Source organism: Winogradskyella sp. PE311 (assembly GCF_046545555.1).
GTDB lineage: Bacteria > Bacteroidota > Bacteroidia > Flavobacteriales > Flavobacteriaceae > Winogradskyella.
The window spans coordinates 1,223,287-1,242,699 of sequence record NZ_JBHZTH010000001.1 but is presented as its reverse complement, the minus strand read 5'-3'; the positions used below and the strand labels follow the sequence as shown (position 1 = coordinate 1,242,699).

Here is a 19,413-nt window from a genome sequence, read left to right as displayed (position 1 = left end):
TTATCTTCAGAATCTCATTTTACAATTTCTTAGCTATTCTAAGTTTAGCACTTCTTGCTCTATTATTAAGTTTTATCTCAGCGTGCGTCGGGACTATAAGCCTTCCAACCTTCTTCAATGGCACTTCAAAATTTCCAAATACATCACGTTCTGGTTCACCCTCAAATAGTCCATTTCTAATAAAACGTTTCACCAACCTATCCTCTAAAGAATGGTATGATATAAAACTTAACCTACCGTTGGTTTTTAAAATTTCAGGGGTTTGAAGCAACAACTCTTTCAATACTTCAATTTCTTGATTTACTTCAATCCTAATTGCCTGATATATTTGCGCTAAAACTTTATTCTCTTTTTTATGATTTAAAAATTGCTTTAGCACTGACTTCAACTGCTTACTTGTTTTTATATCTTCTTTTGCGCGTTCAGCAACTATTACTCTAGCCATTGCAGGTGATTGTCTTAACTCACCATACTGAAACAAAACAACTCTCAACCGTTCTTCATCATAGTTATTAATCACGTCAAAAGCAGACAATTTATTATCTCTATTCATTCGCATATCTAGATCCGCCTCAAAACGTGTAGAAAACCCTCGTTCCGCGACATCAAACTGATGCGATGACACGCCAAAATCAGCTAAAACCCCATCAACCTCTTTAACACCATAAAATCTTAAGAACCTCTTTATATATCTAAAATTCTCATTGATGAGAACAAATCTATCGTCTTCAATACTATTAGCTAAGGCATCTTTATCCTGGTCAAAAGCATACAGCCTTCCATTTGCACCTAGCCTAGATAAAATTTCTTTACTATGACCACCTCCTCCGAAAGTAACATCTACATAAATACCATCTGGCTTTATATCTAAACCATCTACTGTTTCTTTGAGTAAAACCGCATTATGATATCCCATCATCATTATCCTCTTGTCCCATTACCTCCTCTGCCAAATCAGCAAAATCTGAAGCAGCATCATCAATAGCTTGTTCGTACTTATCCTTATCCCAAACTTCAATTATATTAACTGCAGAGGCTAAGACAACTTGTTTAGAAATACCTGAAAAACTGATTAAATCTTTAGGGATTAAAAGACGACCAGCACTATCAACCTCAACCATTTTTACCCCAGCAGTAAAACGCCTAATGAAATCGTTATTCTTCTTCTTAAACCGATTAAGCTTATTAACCTTAGACATCATAGCATTCCATTCGGTCATTGAGTAAAGCTCCAAACACGGTTGAAAAACAGCTCGCTTCAATACAAACCCGTCTTGCAAAGCACCAGCCAACTGTTTCTTTAAAACAGCCGGAATCATTAGCCTTCCTTTGGCATCAGCTTTACACTCGTATGTTCCTATAAATGAATTCAACAGACTCGGTTTACCACTTAAACGATTAAGATTCAAATATATTGAAAAAATTACCACATTTTACCACTTACCCCCACATTTGTTAATAAGTTTTGTCTTTATATTTTGGAATATGTATACAAACTCAATAGAATCAATATTCAACGTGGAACCTTCAAAGTGGGAATTATTAACAAGTAGTTTCTCTAAAATGATATTTTGAAAAATCGAAAAATCACAGATCTATTTATATTCAAAAGGATTTAGTTATATTTGATTTTTAACACTAAAGCACTAACCTGTAGATGGCACACCTTTTAAAAGAAGAAAAGGATTATAGATATATTGAAGTAGGAGAAGGAACACCAATAATTGTGTTACATGGACTAATGGGAGGGCTCAGTAATTTTGATGCTGTCACTAACTACTTTAGTTCTAATGGGTATAAGATTATCATACCAGAACTCCCTATTTACACTATGTCTTTGCTCAAAACAAACGTTAAGAGTTTTGCCAACTACCTTAAAGCTTTTATAGAATTTAAAGGTTTTGACGAAGTGATTCTGCTAGGCAACTCATTAGGTGGGCACATAGGTTTATACCACACTAAGTTATACCCAAAAAAAGTAAAAGGATTAATCATTACAGGTAGCTCTGGCCTTTATGAAAGTGCAATGGGAGGCGGCTACACAAAGCGCAGTGATTACGAAGTTATAAAAAAGAAAGCACAGGATGTTTTCTATGATCCGGCTGTAGCCACAAAAGAAATTGTTGACGAAGTATACGAAACAGTAAACAACCGAAACAAGCTCATAAAAACTTTAGCAATTGCCAAAAGCGCAATTAGACATAATATGGCCAGTGATTTGCCGAAAATGCATACACCAACCTGTATTATTTGGGGTAAAAATGATACCGTAACTCCACCTGAAGTTGCAACGGAATTTCATGATTTATTACCAGACTCCGACCTTTATTGGATTGATAAATGCGGACATGCAGCTATGATGGAACATCCTGAAGAATTTAATAAAATTCTAAATGGATGGTTAAAAAAAAGAGACCTTTAGTTTTCTTAAAAACTGTGCATATATTATAACTTTAAAAAATTCCTATCTTCACAGGAAGTCCTATGAAAATAAAATCAGCTGAATTTGTTGTTAGTAATTCTGAAGTGGCAAAATGCCCAAAAAACGACCTACCTGAGTATGCATTTATAGGACGAAGTAATGTCGGCAAATCGTCTTTGATTAATATGCTAACAGATCGCAAAAGTTTAGCAAAAACTTCTGGTCGTCCCGGAAAGACACAACTTATTAATCACTTTATAATTAATGATAGTTGGTATTTAGTGGATTTACCAGGCTACGGTTATGCGCGAGTTTCTAAATCTTCTAAGAAAAAATTTCAGAAGTTTATAACAAACTATTTTGAACAACGACAGCAATTGGTTTCTGCTTTCGTTTTAGTAGACATTAGACATAAACCTCAACCCATTGATTTAGAATTTATGCAGTATTTAGGAGAAAGTGAAATTCCATTTGGAATTATTTTTACTAAAGCAGATAAATTAAAACCAAAGGCTATAGACAAACACGTAAAAGAGTATTGCGAAGAATTATTGAAATTCTGGGAAGAGCTTCCTCCATATTTTGTTACATCATCATCAAAAAGTATTGGACAGGAAGACGTTTTAGGTTTTATTAACGACACCAATATAGAAATTGAGACTCTAAAAAAGTAACCACAATCCGTCTTGAAAAACATAGAACTTCATATATTTATCTTTGTTGCTTTACTTTTTACCATTAAAGGTTTTGGCCAAGAAAGAATTTATTTAGACGAAAAAGGAGATTCAATCAGCTTAAATGAATACAGAAAGAAACGAGGAAATTTTAGTCGTTGGGATTCTATTGACAGTAAAGAAATAAGATACTCTATTTTAAGACCTCAATATTTATTTGGGTTGGCAGATTACGCGAAAGTTAAAGAGGAGCTCGAAAAAACAATTTTAAAAAAGATTGCAGATAGCTCCACTATAATTATTGAATACTATTTTAAAAATGACCTTTGTTCATCAAAAAGAAAAAATAAATGGGGTCGATACAAAATTAACAATCGTAAAAAATTTCTTAAATCAATTAAGAAAGAACTTAATGATAAAGGAATCACCTTTATTTGTTTATTTGAAGAAGGAATTGTACTTATGAATAACCCTAAAAATAAAAAGGAATTCTTTTTTTCTGATAAAACTAATTTTTTCAAATCAAAATTATTTACCCACAATGCACTATGTGGTTCATTTGCCGCAATTAAAACTAATGGTGAGATTTTAGTTAGAAATGGTGAATATCGTGCGGATCGATTTGCAGAGTATTTAAAACCAGAAAATTGGTCTTTATTTTTTAAGCAATCTCAAGAAAACAAAGATGTTATTAAAACTAGGTTTTAACATCTAGAGCATCGCGCATGGCATTACCTACAAGCATAAACGCCATTACTAATAGCATAATACAAAGTCCTGGTATTAAAGCTAAGTAGGGTTTACCTAATATAATATAATTGTAGTGATCTTTAATCATAGCTCCCCAACTTGCCATAGGAGGTTGTGCGCCAATTCCTAAAAAGCTTAAACCACTCTCTATTAAAATCGCAGCTGCAAAATTAGCTGCCGAAATTACGATTAACGGCCCAAAAATATTTGGCAATATATGTTTTGTGATGATTCTGTAATCGTTATAACCTAAAGCTCTAGCGGCTGTAACGTACTGCATTTCTTTAGTACTAATTATTTGACCACGGACAACTCTAGCAACTTCTACCCACATCGTTAAGCCAACCGCGATAAAAACTTGCCAAAATCCTTTACCCAAAGCTAAAGTGATGGCTATAACTAATAACAAAGTTGGAATAGACCATGTGATATTTATTATCCACATGATAAATGCATCAATTTTTCCACCATAATAACCTGCTAAACTTCCCATAAGCAACCCAACAATTAGAGAGATAAACACAGCCACAAAACCAATAAAAAAAGATATACGAGAGCCTATTAAAATTCGACTCAAATAATCTCTTCCATATTTATCTGTTCCAAAAATAAAGCTTCGATTATCTATATGGTTTTGATACTTCTTATCAGGAAATTTTATTAATGATACTTGTTTTTCCAAACCTTGTAATCCATCTGAAGCGTATTCTACATAATTTAAAACTCCATCTTTAACCAAATAAGATTGAATAGGAATCTCTGTATCTGTATTTTCTTTTCCAAAGAATACTTTTGTAAAAAAGTTTTGATTAGTCTCAATACCAGATGGTATGGTTAATATTTCAACTTTAAAGCCAGGAGACTTCGAATGAATTGACAAATGCATTTGGTTAGCATTTTTAGAAGCATCTGGCGCAAAAACGTAGGCAAAAACAGAAACTAAACCAATAAAACCAATTATAATCAAACTAAAAACGCCCCAAAAGTTTTTTCTAAACTTTTGAAGCGCTAAACTTGTAAGTGAATTACTTTGGTTTCTCATTTAAGAGTTAATTCTTCACATTTGCTACATTATTCTTTATAGCATAAGTCATTTTAAGGTCGTTAAGCACATTTAATGCCTCTTCTATATAAACATCCTTCGCTAGGCTAACATGCCAGCGTCTGCGTTTTTCTTTTAAAACAGAATCTTTCTCCATTAAATTTAACTCATATGGTAAAGAATTGAATGTAAGATCTGTTTTATATTGAGATAGTTTTTCAAAACGTTTTGCTTCTTCTTCATTAAGCTCCATTTCTTTTTTATACTTATTATAATTCAACGAATAGATATCTCTATCTCTTATTTTCTTTACCCACTGAGCATTTGCATCAATCAACTTTAACTGCTCATTTGATGCCATACGCGCCTTACTTTTTTCGATTGTAGAATCGTAATCAAAATAATTTCCCCAAAACTCGTAATCTACAGCATCTATTTCGTCCCATGGCAATGGATTTTCTTGATCTTTTTCTCCAATATCGATGTAACTATAACGATCTGGAACAACAACATCACTCTTAACACCTTCTAATTGAGTTGAACCACCGTTGATTCTATAAAACTTTTGAGTGGTAAACTTTAAAGCTCCCATATCTCCATTAGAGTTATTACGTACCATTCTGTTTAAATCTAACACATTCTGAACAGTTCCTTTGCCATATGTCTGTTTACTACCTATTACAATTGCACGTTTATAATCTTGCATGGCAGCAGCTAAAATTTCGGATGCTGACGCTGATAATTCATTTACCATTATAACTAATGGCCCATCCCAAATTATAGATTTGTCTTTATCACTTAAAATTTCTTTAGGTTCCCCTGTCGTCTTCACTTGCACAACCGGTCCATCTTCTATAAATAATCCAACAATATCTACAACCGTCTGCAAAGAGCCTCCGCCATTATTTCTTAAATCTAAAACTAAACCTTCCATACCTTGTTCCTTAAGACGAACAATTTCTTGCTTAATATCTGATGCAGCATTACGTTTATTGTAATCTTCAAAGTTTATATAAAACTTTGGTAAATTAATTACCCCAAATGTTTTTCCATCCTTTTCTACTGTAGATGATTTAGCATAGGTTTCTTCAAGTTCAACAATATCTCTCTTAATGGTTATATCTTCCACTGTTCCATCAACTTTCTTTAAAGTCAACGTTACTATTGTTCCTTTTGGACCTTTAATAAACTTAATTGCCTCATCTAAAGGCATACCAACAATAGCTACTCCTTCTTCTTCATCTTCTTGTTTTACTTTAACTATTTGATCACCAACTTCTAATTCATTTGCTCTCCATGCTGGACCACCACTAATAATTTCATTAACTATAATAGCATCTCTCTTTTTTTGAAGACGCGCCCCAATACCTTCAAAATTACCAGACATAGCTACATCAAAACGATCTTTATCCTCTGGAGCAAAATAGAATGTATGAGGATCAAACTCTTCTACCACTGCATTAATATATACGGCAAACCAATCTTTACGTTGTCTATCTTTAATAAAATCATATAAATCATCTAAAGATTGCTTTGTCTCATTTCTTGCTTCTTCCTCAACTTGCTTCAAAGATTTTTTCTCTTTAGCCATGCTCTTTTCATCAGATGCAGAAAAAACGCTTTCAGGAAGATTGTTTGCTGATAAATCAGAATTTCGCTCTGATAAGGCATCATCGTAATTAGCTATGGTGGAAAACTTAAGTTGTTGTCTCCAGCGCTCCTTCATCTCTCGCTTACTTTTAACATAGGTCAATTTTTCATACTCTGCAGAGTATGCCTCATCTTTAGAAAAATCAAAAGGTTTCTCCAATATATTTGCATATAATTTCTTCGATTCCTCAATTCGCTGTATTAACCTATTGTGAGTAAGATTAAAGAAAGATAAATCATATGACTTTAACTGATCATCAATCTGATTTTTATAAGCCTTAAATTCCTCGATATCAGAAGCATAGAAATAACGTTTAAACGGATCTAATTGGCTTAAATAGTCATCAAAAACATTAGCCGAAAAATCATCATTTAACTCTTGTGGGTCGAAATGACCTTGATCTAAGACATAAGTAATTAACTGAATTAGTAATTTATCTTTATCTGGATCTTCGAATGTCTTATTCGTGAAACTGCATGAGGCAAAAGCTATTAATAGCGCCAACAACAAAAACTTATAATTCCCTTTCATTCTATTTATATTTTTTACTTGTATTAAAGTAGGTTTCAATAATGTACTAAAATAGAAGAAAAAACCGTGCCATAAAAAATCAAGGCACTAATTTTTTGTTAAAGCGAGTTATTACATTCATTCGTAAGCTTTTTAGTACTTTTACAGTATCTTAATTTTATAGAAAATGCCAAAACGCCCTTTAATTTTAATAACTAATGACGATGGTATTACTGCACCAGGAATTAGAATGCTTATTTCTGTAATGCAGACTATTGGAGAAATTGTTGTTGTAGCACCGGACAGTCCGCAAAGTGGCAAGGGCCACGCTATAACTATAGATTCTACATTACACCTAGAAAAGATAAATATTGACGGTAATCAACAAGAATATAGTTGTTCTGGCACACCTGCTGATTGTGTAAAACTTGCTGTAAGAGAAATTTTAGGAAGAAAGCCGGATATTTGTGTTTCAGGAATAAATCATGGCTCAAATTCATCTATTAATGTAATTTATTCTGGAACCATGAGTGCAGCATTAGAAGCTGGTATAGAAGGTATTCCGGCAATAGGATTCTCCTTATTGGATTATAATTGGAATGCGAATTTTGACCATTGCACATCATTTATTAAAATCATTACTAAGCAAGTCTTAGAACATGGTCTACCAGACGGAGTGGTTTTAAATGTCAACTTACCTAATTTAGAAAAAGACAAGATTAAAGGTATTAAAATATGCAGACAGGCTCGTGCTAATTGGGTTGAAGAATTTGATAAGCGCACAAACCCAATGGGAAGAGAATACTATTGGCTTGCAGGTAAATTTGTTAATATGGATAATGGCGAGGATACAGATGAGTGGGCTTTAGAGAATGGCTATGTATCCGTTGTTCCTGTTCAATTTGATTTAACAGCACATCATGCCATACAAAATTTAAATACTTGGAATTTAAAATAGATTTCAAACTAAAATTATACGCTAGAATAAATTCTGTATAAATGAAAAAAGAAATTTTAATAGGATTTGCAGTTGGGCTTATCTCTGCATCTTTTGGATTAATAATTGCCATTCAAATTTTTGGCAAATCAGACGATTGGGGAGAAGTTATTAGACAATCTATCTCTGAAGGGTTTCTAACTAAACTTATGAGTATTGGTGCCTTACTAAATCTCGGTGCTTTTTTCTTATTTCTAAAGAAAAACCAAGATCTCAGAGCTAGAGGAGTACTTATTGCTACCTTACTTGTTTTTATAATAACTATGGTTATTAAATTTTTTAATTAAATGCGATATTATATTATTGCTGGCGAAGCATCAGGAGATTTACATGGCTCTAACCTAATGAAAGCTTTATTTAAAAAAGATAAAAAAGCTTCTATTAGATTTTGGGGAGGCGACTTAATGCAAAGCGTTGGTGGAGAACTAGTTGTTCATTACAAAGAACGTCAGTTTATGGGCTTTGCCGAAGTAATTTTCAATCTTAGAAAAATAACTGGCCATATAAAATTTTGTAAAAAAGATATTGACTCCTACCAACCCGATGTTATTATTTTTATTGATAATTCAGGGTTTAATTTGCGCATAGCTAAATGGGCAAAAACCAAAAATTTTAAAACGCATTATTATATCTCTCCACAAGTTTGGGCATCTAGAGCTAGTCGTGTCGAAAAAATTAAGCGCGATGTAGATGCTATGTATTGCATTCTGCCTTTTGAAAAAGAATTTTACAAAAAGTATAACTATGAGATTAACTTTGTAGGCCATCCATTGATAGATGCTATTGCAAATAGGTCACAAATTGAAGAAATTAAGTTTAGAAAATCGCATAAACTAAGTGCAAAACCTATAATTGCATTATTACCAGGAAGTAGAAAACAAGAAATCACCAAAATGCTTGGAGTTATGCTAAGTGTAGTGAATGATTTTACAGAATATCAATTTGTAATTGCTGGTGCCCCTAGCCAAGATTTTGAGTTTTATAAAAACTTCATTAAACAAGATAATGTGAATTTTATTTCTAATAAAACATACGATCTTTTAAGTATTTCTCATGCCGCTTTAGTTACATCTGGTACTGCTACATTAGAAACAGCTTTATATAAAGTTCCTCAAGTTGTATGCTATAAGGCAAATGCAATATCCTATCAAATTGCAAAACGTATTATTACTCTAAAATACATATCACTAGTTAATTTAATAATGGATCGTGAAGTGGTTACCGAACTGATTCAAGGAGATTTAAACAAGAAACGCTTAAAAAAAGAACTTACTTCTATTTTAGAGTCCAAAAAACGTGAACAACTCTTTATAGATTATTATGAATTAGAGAAGAAACTTGGTGGTAGAGGAGCTAGTGAAACAGCAGCTCAATTAATTTATGATGCTATAATTAATTAGGAAAACATGACCAGTCTGCAATAAAACTTTGAGGTTTTAAGGTTTCAATAAACTCGTACAATGGAAATACTATAATTATTAGTGTAACTAAAATTGCTGTAAATTTAGTTTTAATGCCAAATGATTTAATTACAACGATATTATTCTCAAAGTTTAATGCATAATTACTAATGTGGTTTTTTAAATCATCATTCTGAAAAGAATGGATACTAAACTTAATAGATTTTAATTTTTGTTTCAATCCTTTAATTAAAAACATACTGGCAATTACAGCCACGAAACATGTAATTATAGAATTATCTAGATCTGAATTAACAATTAATATTATCATAGTTATATAAATTTATAAAAAAGTGAGCATCTTTTTTATTAATTTCGGGATTAAACCTTTTCACCTACTTTAAAGTTAAATGAATCGTCTCTTACCATTTTTATTTTTAGTCGTACTTCTTTGTAATTGTAAATCTAAAAAAGCGTACTCAAGTAAAAACAAACAAACACATACCGTAAAAGTTAACACTACTATAAAACCTACAAAAGAGGCTGAAAGCATTGTTAAATTTGCAAAAACTTTTAATGGTACACGTTATAAATATGGGGGAACCACAAAGCGAGGTATGGACTGCTCTGGTCTAATTTATACTAGTTTTAATAAACATAATATTAGTGTACCAAGGACAACATCTGGTTTGAAAAGTGCTGGATCTTGGGTGGACCTTAAAGCAGTAAACGTTGGTGACTTAGTATTTTTTGCCACTAAAAAAAATAGCCGAAAAGTTAACCATGTTGGTATTGTCACCAACATTAGACCTGGTAATGTAGAATTTATACATGCGTCTAGTAGCAGAGGTGTAATGGTATCTTCTTTAGCTGAAAAATATTGGTACTTTGCTTTTGTGCAGGCGAGACGTTTGTTATAATGTTTATTTATATTAGTAATTCAATATTATGAAATTACTAAATTTTATAATCATAAAACTGACGCTCTGTTTGATTCTTGGAATCATCTTAGCACATTACATTCAATTTAGTTTTCAATCCCTTCTGTATATAATTATTGGTTTAATTTTACTCTTAAGTATTTACTGGTTAATTCTTCGAGGGAAAGTAAATGACTCACCATTCTTTGGAATTTTAGCTTATCTCTGCATGGTAGGAGTTGGCATGATGACATATGCTATAGAAAATGAGAAACTTCAAAAAGATCATTACAGCCATCTCAATATTTCAGAAAATTATAATAATGTCACCTTTAGAATTAAAGAACGTCTCAAGACAGACAGCTATAACGATAAATACATTGTTGCCATAAATACAATTAACGGTAAGAAAGCCTCTGGAAAATTATTAATCAATATTAATCACAATAGTGTCAATAATTCTCTTTCTGTTGACGATTTAATCTATACGTCTTCTAAGTTTGAAGTTATTCAAAAACCATTAAATCCGCATCAATTTGATTATAGTAAATATTTAAAATTAAGGCAGGTTTATCATCAAACCTATCTAGAATCTGACGAATTACTACTAATATCAAATTCTAAAACCACAATTTATGGTTATGCTGATGCATTAAGAACGCAAATTAATTTACGCCTGATGGATGCCGGATTCAAAGATAAAGAACTTAGTATTATTAATGCTTTATTGCTAGGCCAACGCCAGACCATCGATAAAACGATTTATAATAATTATGTGAATTCTGGAACGATTCATATTCTTGCTGTATCTGGTTTGCATGTAGGGGTTTTATTATGGATTCTTAATTTTTTGTTCAGACCTCTACTCTATCTTAAATATGGTAATTATATAAGACCATTAGTTTTAATAATTATACTTTGGTCATTTGCTATAATTGCAGGTTTATCACCCTCAGTTACGAGAGCTGTTACTATGTTTAGCGTTATAAGCATTGCCATGCATTTAAAACGACCTGCTAATATTTATAACACTTTAGTGATTTCAGCATTTATTATACTCCTTTTTAAGCCTACATTTCTCTTTGAAGTTGGCTTCCAAATGAGCTACTTAGCAGTTCTTGGTATTGTCAGTGTTCAACCCATAATTTATAAACTCTGGAAGCCTAAATTTTTAGTAAGCGATAAATTATGGCAAATATTTACAGTGACCTTAGCGGCACAAGCTGGTGTTGTTCCTATCAGTTTGTTTTATTTTCATCAGTTCCCAGGATTGTTCTTTATTTCTAATATTGTTGTTATTCCCTTTTTAGGGCTTATTTTAGGGTTTGGATTATTAGTAATTGTGTTGGCACTTTTAAACATACTTCCAGAATTTGTAGTTACTACATATAGCTACATTATTGAAAGTCTAAATAATTTTATTGCGTGGGTGGCTCAGTTTGAAGATTTTCTATTCAGAGATATACCCTTTACGATTTTGCAAGTACTTATAAGTTACTTTATAATTATAGCATTAGTTAAAATCTATAAAACCAAAGCTTTTAAATGGGTTAGTTTTTGTCTTTTTGGTATCATTGCTTTTCAAAGTATAATGATTTACAATAGCTTCGCAAGTAATAAGGATGACTTTATAATCTTTAATAAGAGTCGTTTTTCCATAATTGGCGAAAGACAAAATGATCAATTACTTGTACATCATAATTTAGATAGCTTAAAACAACAAACGGACAATGTGATTAGAAATTATAAAGTTGGTGAATTGATTGATTCTGTTTCGACCGATAGTTTACAATCTATTTACAGATTTAAAAATAAAACTATTCTAGTAATTGATAGTTTAGCTATCTATAAAAACATATCCTTTAAACCAAATTATATTTTATTAAGAAACTCGCCCAAATTAAATCTCAACAGAGTTATTGACAGTCTACAACCTGAAAAAATAATCATAGATGCAAGTAACTATAAATCTTACGTAACACGCTGGAAGACGACTTGTAGAAATAAAAAAATCCCATTTCATTATACGTATGAAAAAGGAGCCTTTTTTCTTAACTAAAGTAATTATTCTTTAAACGTTGGCTTAAAAGCTTTATAGTATTCATTAAACTTTTCTTGGGTATCCATATCCTTATGTTTGTCAGTCTTGAACATTTTTAGATATAACTCTAATTGTTGTGGTTTTAAATAGCCCGTTATTGGGTAAATTAAATTAGCGTTTTCATCTAAAAATACCATGGTAGGATAAGCTCTTACTTTTAAAAATCTAGCAAACTCATGTGGACTATTGCGTCTATTAACTTTTGCAGGATCAAAATTTGGATTACTAAACGACTTATCTTTAAATGTAACTTTATCATTACCCTCTGCATTAAACTTAACTGCATAATAATTTTTATTTACATAATTAGCCACATCTTTATTACCAAAGGTATTTTTATCTAGCATTTTGCATGGACCACACCAGTTGGTATAAACATCCATTATTATCTTTCTCGGTTCTTTCTTCTGAAGCTCTAAAGCCTCTTCAATCGTTACCCAATTAATTTTGCCCTCTATGTCTTTGGTTATTGGTTTAAATGATGCTAGTAGCACTACCAATAGTATTAATCCTATTTTTTTCATTTTATCTGAATTTATTCCAGTCACTCGTTTGTTGCAATTCTTGTGCCTAACTTACAAAAAATGCTCCTTTAAGGGAGCATTTTAGGTTATTTTAACGGTTTAGCACTAATCTATTCCATGCATTTTGCGTTTCAGCATTGGGTTTAATAAAAACATAATTACCGCTGCTGCTATTGGAATAATAGTAAATATTAAAAAGAAAGTACTTAGGCCATGCTCCTCCATAATTGGATCCATATAACTTCCTGTAAATCCACCTAAAAGATTAGCGAAGAAATTTGCTGTAAACCAAATACCAAACATCATACTTACCAATTTAACTGGTGCTAACTTACTCACATAAGACAATCCTACTGGTGACACACAAAGTTCTCCCATAGTATGCAGGTAATATGCAATTACTAAATAAATTAAACTAACTGAAGCTGTTTTCGCCCCATCAGGTATTCCTGCAGAACCGTAAGCTAATGCCGCAAATCCAAGTCCAACTAAAAGCAAACCTATTGCAAACTTAATTGGTCCTGAAGGATTATATTTACTTTCCCAAAGTTTAGAAAAAAGTGGTGCAAAAAGAATAATAAATAATGAATTTAATACTGAGAACCAAGAAGCCGGTACTTCTGTTGTATCAGCCTGAAATTCTCTATTCAACATCCAAATTACTATTCCCCAAATAATGATAAAACTTAGTGCGAGTAAGATATTTGCTAAGGCATATTTCTTAAAAGTTTGTTTGAACAACATAGCAAGAACCCAAGTTATTACAATCATTGGCACAATAGTTATTATCGTATTTACAATTTTAAAAGTTAATGCTGCATTACCTTCTAAAGCTCTGTCTGTATAGTCAGCAGCAAAAATAGTCATAGATCCCCCTGCTTGCTCAAAAGCCCACCAAAAAAACACTACAAATAGAGAGAAAATACCAATTACAAATAATCGATCCCTAACTACTTTAGAACTTTCTGCCTCTTCAATTAAATCCTCAACATTATCTTCTAATTTTTCAACACTATCTTCTATAACATCTTCAAAATCTTCGCTTTGTTTAGGTGACAAACCTATTTTTCCAAATATGGTTTGAGTAAAGAAAAATTGTAACATTCCTAAAAACATGAATATTCCTGCTAAACCAAACCCATAATGCCATCCAATATTTTCTCCTATATATCCACAAAGTAAAATACCTAAAAATGCACCTGCGTTAATACCCATATAAAAAATAGTGTATCCTGCATCTTTTTCTTTTCCTTGACTCTTATATAGTTGACCAACCATTGATGAAATGTTCGGTTTAAAAAAACCATTTCCAATAATTAGAAATGTTAATCCTGCATAAAAAAACATTGAAGTCATACCTTCTAGAGCCATAGCTGCATGTCCTAATGTCATAATAAATGCTCCAAGAACGACTGCTCTCCTATATCCCATAAATTTATCAGCTATAAAACCACCGATAATAGGTGTTATATAAACTAAACCTGTGTACCATCCGTAAAGAACTAATGCATCTGCTCTACTCCATTCCCAACCACCATCTAATATTGTAGATACTAGAAATAAAACCAATAATGCGCGCATTCCATAATAAGAGAAACGCTCCCACATTTCAGTAAAAAACAAAACAAATAGACCAGAAGGGTGGCCCAATACTGTTTTTTGGTTCTCTGCTGAACCTCCGAATTTAAATTCCATATATATTAATTTAGTTAGTTATTTTTTATCCTTTAATCTTAGATGCTTCCTTCTCTTCCTTATTCTTTTCTAGCTTATCACCTAAAGTCTTATTAATAAAATTTGTCATCTTTTTATATAAATGCAGTCTTGTATTTCCACCATATATACCGTGATTCTTATCTGGGTATATCATCCATTCAAATTGCTTATCGGCTTGTATTAAAGCTTCTACCATACGCATGGTATTTTGTAAATGCACATTATCGTCACCAGAGCCATGGATTAGTAAAAAGTCTCCTTCTAATTTACCTACATGATTAATTGGTGAATTTTCATCGTAACCACTTGGGTTCTCTTGCGGAGTCGTCATATATCGTTCTGTATAAATAGAATCATAAAATCTCCAACTTGTAACAGGCGCTACAGCAATTGCCATTTTAAATACGTCGTTTCCTTTAAATAAAGCATTACTACTCATAAAACCACCATAACTCCAACCCCAAATTCCAATTCTAGTTGCATCTACATAAGGTAGAGCTCCCAACTTTTTTGCAGCTTCTATTTGATCTTCGACTTCGTATTTACCTAATTCATTTTGTGTTACTTTTTTAAAATCAGCGCCTTTAAATCCAGTACCTCTTCCGTCTACACAAGCAACAATATAACCTTGTTGCGCAAGCATTTGATACCAATAATCATTTGTACCATTCCAACGATTTGCTACTTGCTGAGAGCCTGGACCAGAATATTGATACATAAATAAAGGATATGCTTTGGTAGCATCAAAATTTGCAGGTTTAATCATCCACATGTTTAAGTCGTTACCATTAACATTAATAGTACTAAACTCTTTTTTTGAGGTTACAAAATCCCCAACCTTTTGAGCTAATCTATCATTATCTTTTATACTCTTAACAACTTCTCCTGACTTAGAATTATTTAAAGTATACTCAGGTGGTGACGTAGCACTAGAGTGTGTATTTATAAAATAAGTGAAGTCTGCACTAAATGAAGCGCTATTTGTACCTTCAGTTTTTGATAAACGTTTTTTATTTTTGCCGTTTAATTTTATGGAATAAATATCTCTATTAATAGAACCGTTCTCCACGGATTGATAATAAATAGAATTTGTTTTTTCATTAAAACCGTAATAATTCGTCACTTCCCAATTCCCTTTGGTAACTTGATTAATTAACTTTCCGTCCTTAGCATAATGGTATATATGATTATAGCCATCCTTTTCACTCGTCCAAATAAAACTATTATCTTCTAAAAAAGTTAAATTGAAAGTAACATCGACATAAGCTTTATCTTTTTCCTCTAAAACTAAATCTGAAGTCATTGTTTTTGTATCAATCATCCAAAGATCTAATTCGTCTTGGTGACGATTCATATACTGAACACTTAAAACATTAGCTTCATTTGTCCACTCTAACCTAGGAATATAAAAGTCTGCATAGGCTTTATCCACTTTAAGTTCTTGTAGTTTTTCAGAATTTAAATCATACAAATGTAAAGACACTTTAGAGTTAGCTTCACCAGCTTTAGGGTATTTAAATACTTGCTGTGTTTGGTAGAGCCCTGATCCAAAAACATCCATTGAAAATTCTGGCACTTCAGTTTCATCAAAACGAATAAATGCAATTTGGTTACTGTCTGCATTCCAATCAAAAGCTCTTACAAAAGCAAATTCTTCTTCATATACCCAATCCGTAATACCATTAATAATTTTGTTCTTTTCACCATCTGATGTTAGCGCCATCACTTTTCCTGAACTTAAATCTTTTACATAAAGATTATTCTCAAAACCATAAGCTATCTTTGTTCCATCTGGTGACAGCGTTGGTTCTTGTACCAAATCATCGGAAACTTTGGTTAATTTTTTAGACGCAATATTGTAAACATAATACTCACCTAATCGCGAACGTCTGAATACTGGCACTTCATTAGTAGTTAGGATAACTTGCAACTCATCATCACTAAAGGTATAATCAAAAAAACCTTGAATCTCTGCGATGTCCGCGGATGAAACTAAGGTTTTTACTTTTTCTAGTGTTTTATAATCGTAAATATCGATTGTTGCTGTTCTTGTAGTTCGATTAAAATTTAAAACTGAATATTGCTTTCCGTTTTTCATAGAATGCAAAGCTTGCATGCCTTCCGTTCTAAAGGCTCCACTCCAAATATCTTCGAGTGTAATTTGCTGATTTTGACAATAAATTAAAGAGGTCGTTAAAAATCCTATGATGGCAATGAAGTGTCTTAATTTCATATAATAAGTCTTATGCTTTTTTTTCAATATAGCAATGCCAAGTTTACTAAAAATAATGCAAAAAAACGTTATAATTATGAGTAAATCAGCAATAATGAGAGTTTAATCACACATTTTATGCCATTAGGAAGTATCTTTACACTTTAAATTTTGAACACATATGCCAAACATTATTTCTGGCTTTTCTAAACTCACTAAATCCGAAAAGATTGAATGGCTTTTAGATACTTATTTTAAAGATAAGGATAGCTCTAGAACACTTGTAAAACGCTATTGGAACTCCGATGAAAAACTTCAAAAACTTCACGATGAGTTTATAGAAAATACAATTACGAACTATTATTTACCATTAGGTGTAGCTCCCAACTTTTTAATAAACGGAACGCTTTATGCAATACCAATGGCTATTGAAGAAAGCTCTGTAGTTGCTGCAGCTAGTAAAGCGGCTAAGTTTTGGTACGAACGTGGCGGTTTTAAAACCGAAGTTATATCTACCGAAAAAATTGGACAAGTTCATTTTACATATGCTGGAGGCAGCTCTGATCTAGAGGTTTTTTTTAATACAGTAAAGCCAAAACTTATTTCTGCAACCGCAGAAATAACCAAGAACATGAAACGACGTGGTGGTGGTATTTTAGATATTGAATTAAAAAATAAAACTGAAGACTTAAATAATTATTACCAATTGCATGCAACGTTTGAAACGTTAGATGCCATGGGTGCAAATTTTATTAACTCATGCTTAGAGCAATTTGCTCAAACGCTGAAAAGAGAGGCCGAATTATCATTAGATGGCGATTTAGATCTCATAATGAGCATCCTCTCTAACTATGTACCAAATTGTTTAGTGAGAGCGGAAGTATCTTGTCCTATTTCAGAATTAAAAAGTAAAGATATTGCTAACCCAGATTTATTTGCTGAAAAATTTAAACAAGCCGTCAATATTGCAGAGATAGAAACTTATAGAGCCGTAACGCATAATAAAGGCATAATGAATGGAATTGACGCTGTAGTTTTAGCAACAGGTAACGACTTTAGAGCAGTAGAAGCTGGTGTACATGCTTATGCGTCTAGAAATGGCAAATATACGAGCTTGACGCACTGCTCTATTGAAAACAATACATTTAAATTTTGGATTGAAATACCGTTAGCCTTAGGTACTGTTGGTGGTTTAACAAGTTTGCATCCTTTAGTTAAATTTTCATTAGATATGCTAAATAAGCCAACTGCTAAAGATCTAATGCAAATTGTTGCAGTTGCTGGTTTGGCACAAAATTTTGCCGCAGTTAAATCCTTAACCACAACAGGTATACAAGAAGGGCATATGAAAATGCACTTAATGAATATTTTAAATCAGTTTGAAGCCACTTCAGAAGAGAAAATAAAGATAGTAGAACATTTTAAAACTCATGTGGTTACGCATAGTGCTGTTGTTGAAGCCATTGAAAATATTAGGATAAAATAAAATTCCAAAATCACTCTAACAAATAACTATAAAATCAAACATATACTTTGACAGCTTATTCCAAAACATTTAGAAGCAACGGTAAATTATTATTAACAGGAGAATATGTTGTATTAGACAAGGCAAAAGCACTAGCCATACCGACAAAATATGGACAAAGCTTAACTACAGAAAAAAATAAAACTAAAACTATCGTTTGGGAAAGCTATGACGAATTAGATGCTTTATGGTTTGAAGATGAGTTCACTTTAAACGATAGTGCGATTCGACTAAGGTTAAAAGCTAAGAATTATACAGATGTTTCTAAGCGATTAATTCAAATATTAAGAGCTGCTTATGATCTTAATCCTGAGTTTTTAAACACTGAGCAAGGTTACACCATAAAAACACATCAAGATTTTAATAGAAAATGGGGTTTAGGTACATCTTCTACATTAATTAATAATATTGCTAATTGGGCCAATGTTGACGCTTACAAACTCTTAGAACAAACATTTAAAGGTAGTGGTTATGATATTGCTTGCGCAAAGCATAACACACCTATAACTTACCAATTACGCTACGCCCAAAGCCCTTTGGTTGAAACTGTTAGTTTTGACCCAAAATTTAAATCAGAACTCTACTTTGTGTATCTGAATCAAAAACAAAATAGTAGAGATGGTATTGCAGCTTATAGGAAAAAGGCAAAAGTTGAACCTTCAATTATTAAAGCTATAAATGCTATCACCGAAGCAATGATAGCTTCTGAAACACTGTTAGAATTTGAAAACCTTATTAATACCCACGAAACTATTATCTCTAAACTTATAGATCAAAAAACTATTAAGTCTTTGCTTTTTAATGATTTTAAAGGTTCAGTAAAAAGTCTTGGTGCTTGGGGCGGAGATTTTATACTTGTAACGTCTCAAATTAATCCTGCAGATTATTTTAATTCTAAAGGCTTTAATACAGTTATTCCTTATAGTGATATGGTTCTATAAAAGAAAAAAGCTTCACATTTCTGTGAAG

Annotated in this window: 18 protein-coding genes; 10 read left to right on the top strand and 8 right to left on the bottom strand. The window is 32.1% G+C overall.

From position 1 onward, the window contains the following. Positions 1–19 precede the first annotated feature (19 nt). Complete coding sequence (rsmH, locus tag ACFWU4_RS05190; RefSeq protein ID WP_411125552.1) at positions 20–916, bottom strand: 16S rRNA (cytosine(1402)-N(4))-methyltransferase RsmH; 897 nt, start codon at positions 914–916, stop codon at positions 20–22. Further along, positions 903–1,373, bottom strand: coding sequence for a division/cell wall cluster transcriptional repressor MraZ (gene mraZ / locus ACFWU4_RS05185; protein WP_411125550.1), 471 nt, complete (start codon positions 1,371–1,373; stop codon positions 903–905). Before mraZ ends, rsmH begins: the two co-directional genes overlap by 14 nt. Before the next feature lie 284 nt (positions 1,374–1,657). Between mraZ and ACFWU4_RS05180 the strand changes: the two genes are divergently transcribed. The 3 genes from ACFWU4_RS05180 (at position 1,658) to ACFWU4_RS05170 (ending at position 3,804) form a co-directional block, all read left to right on the top strand. Continuing rightward, positions 1,658–2,422, top strand: coding sequence for an alpha/beta fold hydrolase (locus ACFWU4_RS05180; protein WP_411125548.1), 765 nt, complete (start codon positions 1,658–1,660; stop codon positions 2,420–2,422). A 62-nt stretch (positions 2,423–2,484) separates the two neighbouring features. Further along, a complete protein-coding gene (yihA, locus tag ACFWU4_RS05175; protein WP_411125546.1) occupies positions 2,485–3,096 on the top strand; it encodes a ribosome biogenesis GTP-binding protein YihA/YsxC in 612 nt (203 codons plus the stop codon). A gap of 12 nt (positions 3,097–3,108) precedes the next feature. Continuing rightward, positions 3,109–3,804, top strand: a complete 696-nt coding sequence (locus ACFWU4_RS05170; protein ID WP_411125544.1) for a hypothetical protein — start codon at positions 3,109–3,111, stop codon at positions 3,802–3,804. On the opposite strand, the gene ACFWU4_RS05165 is transcribed toward ACFWU4_RS05170, so the two are convergent. Continuing rightward, positions 3,794–4,888: an ABC transporter permease gene (locus ACFWU4_RS05165; protein ID WP_411125542.1), complete on the bottom strand. Its 1,095-nt coding sequence runs from the start codon at positions 4,886–4,888 to the stop codon at positions 3,794–3,796. The genes ACFWU4_RS05170 and ACFWU4_RS05165 overlap by 11 nt on opposite strands. A 7-nt stretch (positions 4,889–4,895) precedes the next feature. Then, positions 4,896–7,070, bottom strand: a complete 2,175-nt coding sequence (locus ACFWU4_RS05160; RefSeq protein ID WP_411125540.1) for a carboxy terminal-processing peptidase — start codon at positions 7,068–7,070, stop codon at positions 4,896–4,898. A gap of 166 nt (positions 7,071–7,236) precedes the next feature. Between ACFWU4_RS05160 and surE the strand changes: the two genes are divergently transcribed. From surE to lpxB, 3 genes are read left to right on the top strand one after another with little or no spacing between them, the layout of a single operon-like run. Continuing rightward, positions 7,237–8,007 (top strand): 5'/3'-nucleotidase SurE, encoded by a 771-nt coding sequence (surE, locus tag ACFWU4_RS05155; RefSeq protein ID WP_411125538.1) that lies wholly within the window; start codon positions 7,237–7,239, stop codon positions 8,005–8,007. 41 nt (positions 8,008–8,048) lie between these two features. Further along, the gene (locus ACFWU4_RS05150; protein WP_411125536.1) at positions 8,049–8,333 is read left to right on the top strand and encodes a hypothetical protein; all 285 of its coding nucleotides are present in this window, start codon (positions 8,049–8,051) and stop codon (positions 8,331–8,333) included. Beyond that, positions 8,334–9,446 carry a lipid-A-disaccharide synthase gene (lpxB, locus tag ACFWU4_RS05145; protein ID WP_411125534.1) on the top strand — a complete coding sequence of 371 codons (1,113 nt, stop codon included), beginning with the start codon at positions 8,334–8,336 and terminating at the stop codon, positions 9,444–9,446. It begins immediately after the preceding gene. On the opposite strand, the gene ACFWU4_RS05140 is transcribed toward lpxB, so the two are convergent. Then, positions 9,439–9,777: a hypothetical protein gene (locus ACFWU4_RS05140; protein ID WP_411125532.1), complete on the bottom strand. Its 339-nt coding sequence runs from the start codon at positions 9,775–9,777 to the stop codon at positions 9,439–9,441. The two genes, lpxB and ACFWU4_RS05140, sit on opposite strands and share 8 nt — an antisense overlap. Before the next feature lie 79 nt (positions 9,778–9,856). Here ACFWU4_RS05140 and ACFWU4_RS05135 point away from each other — a divergent pair, with 79 nt between their 5' ends. Both ACFWU4_RS05135 and ACFWU4_RS05130 read left to right on the top strand, forming a co-directional pair. Continuing rightward, positions 9,857–10,366, top strand: a complete 510-nt coding sequence (locus ACFWU4_RS05135; RefSeq protein ID WP_411125530.1) for a C40 family peptidase — start codon at positions 9,857–9,859, stop codon at positions 10,364–10,366. 70 nt (positions 10,367–10,436) lie between these two features. Beyond that, entirely contained in the window at positions 10,437–12,425 is a 1,989-nt protein-coding gene (locus tag ACFWU4_RS05130; protein ID WP_411125528.1) for a ComEC/Rec2 family competence protein, read from the top strand. A gap of 5 nt (positions 12,426–12,430) precedes the next feature. On the opposite strand, the gene ACFWU4_RS05125 is transcribed toward ACFWU4_RS05130, so the two are convergent. The 3 genes from ACFWU4_RS05125 to ACFWU4_RS05115 all read right to left on the bottom strand — a co-directional run bounded on the left by ACFWU4_RS05125 (position 12,431) and on the right by ACFWU4_RS05115 (position 16,940). Further along, a complete protein-coding gene (locus ACFWU4_RS05125; RefSeq protein ID WP_411125526.1) occupies positions 12,431–12,991 on the bottom strand; it encodes a thioredoxin family protein in 561 nt (186 codons plus the stop codon). A gap of 105 nt (positions 12,992–13,096) precedes the next feature. Continuing rightward, on the bottom strand, positions 13,097–14,686 hold the full coding sequence (locus tag ACFWU4_RS05120) for a peptide MFS transporter (protein ID WP_411125525.1): 1,590 nt from the start codon (positions 14,684–14,686) through the stop codon (positions 13,097–13,099). Between the two features lie 25 nt (positions 14,687–14,711). Next, entirely contained in the window at positions 14,712–16,940 is a 2,229-nt protein-coding gene (locus tag ACFWU4_RS05115; RefSeq protein ID WP_411125523.1) for a S9 family peptidase, read from the bottom strand. 160 nt (positions 16,941–17,100) lie between these two features. On the opposite strand from ACFWU4_RS05115, the gene ACFWU4_RS05110 reads away from it, so the two are divergent. Continuing rightward, positions 17,101–18,405 carry a hydroxymethylglutaryl-CoA reductase, degradative gene (locus tag ACFWU4_RS05110; RefSeq protein WP_411125521.1) on the top strand — a complete coding sequence of 435 codons (1,305 nt, stop codon included), beginning with the start codon at positions 17,101–17,103 and terminating at the stop codon, positions 18,403–18,405. 47 nt (positions 18,406–18,452) lie between these two features. Further along, positions 18,453–19,385, top strand: coding sequence for a GYDIA family GHMP kinase (locus ACFWU4_RS05105; RefSeq protein ID WP_411125519.1), 933 nt, complete (start codon positions 18,453–18,455; stop codon positions 19,383–19,385). Positions 19,386–19,413: the final 28 nt, after the last annotated feature.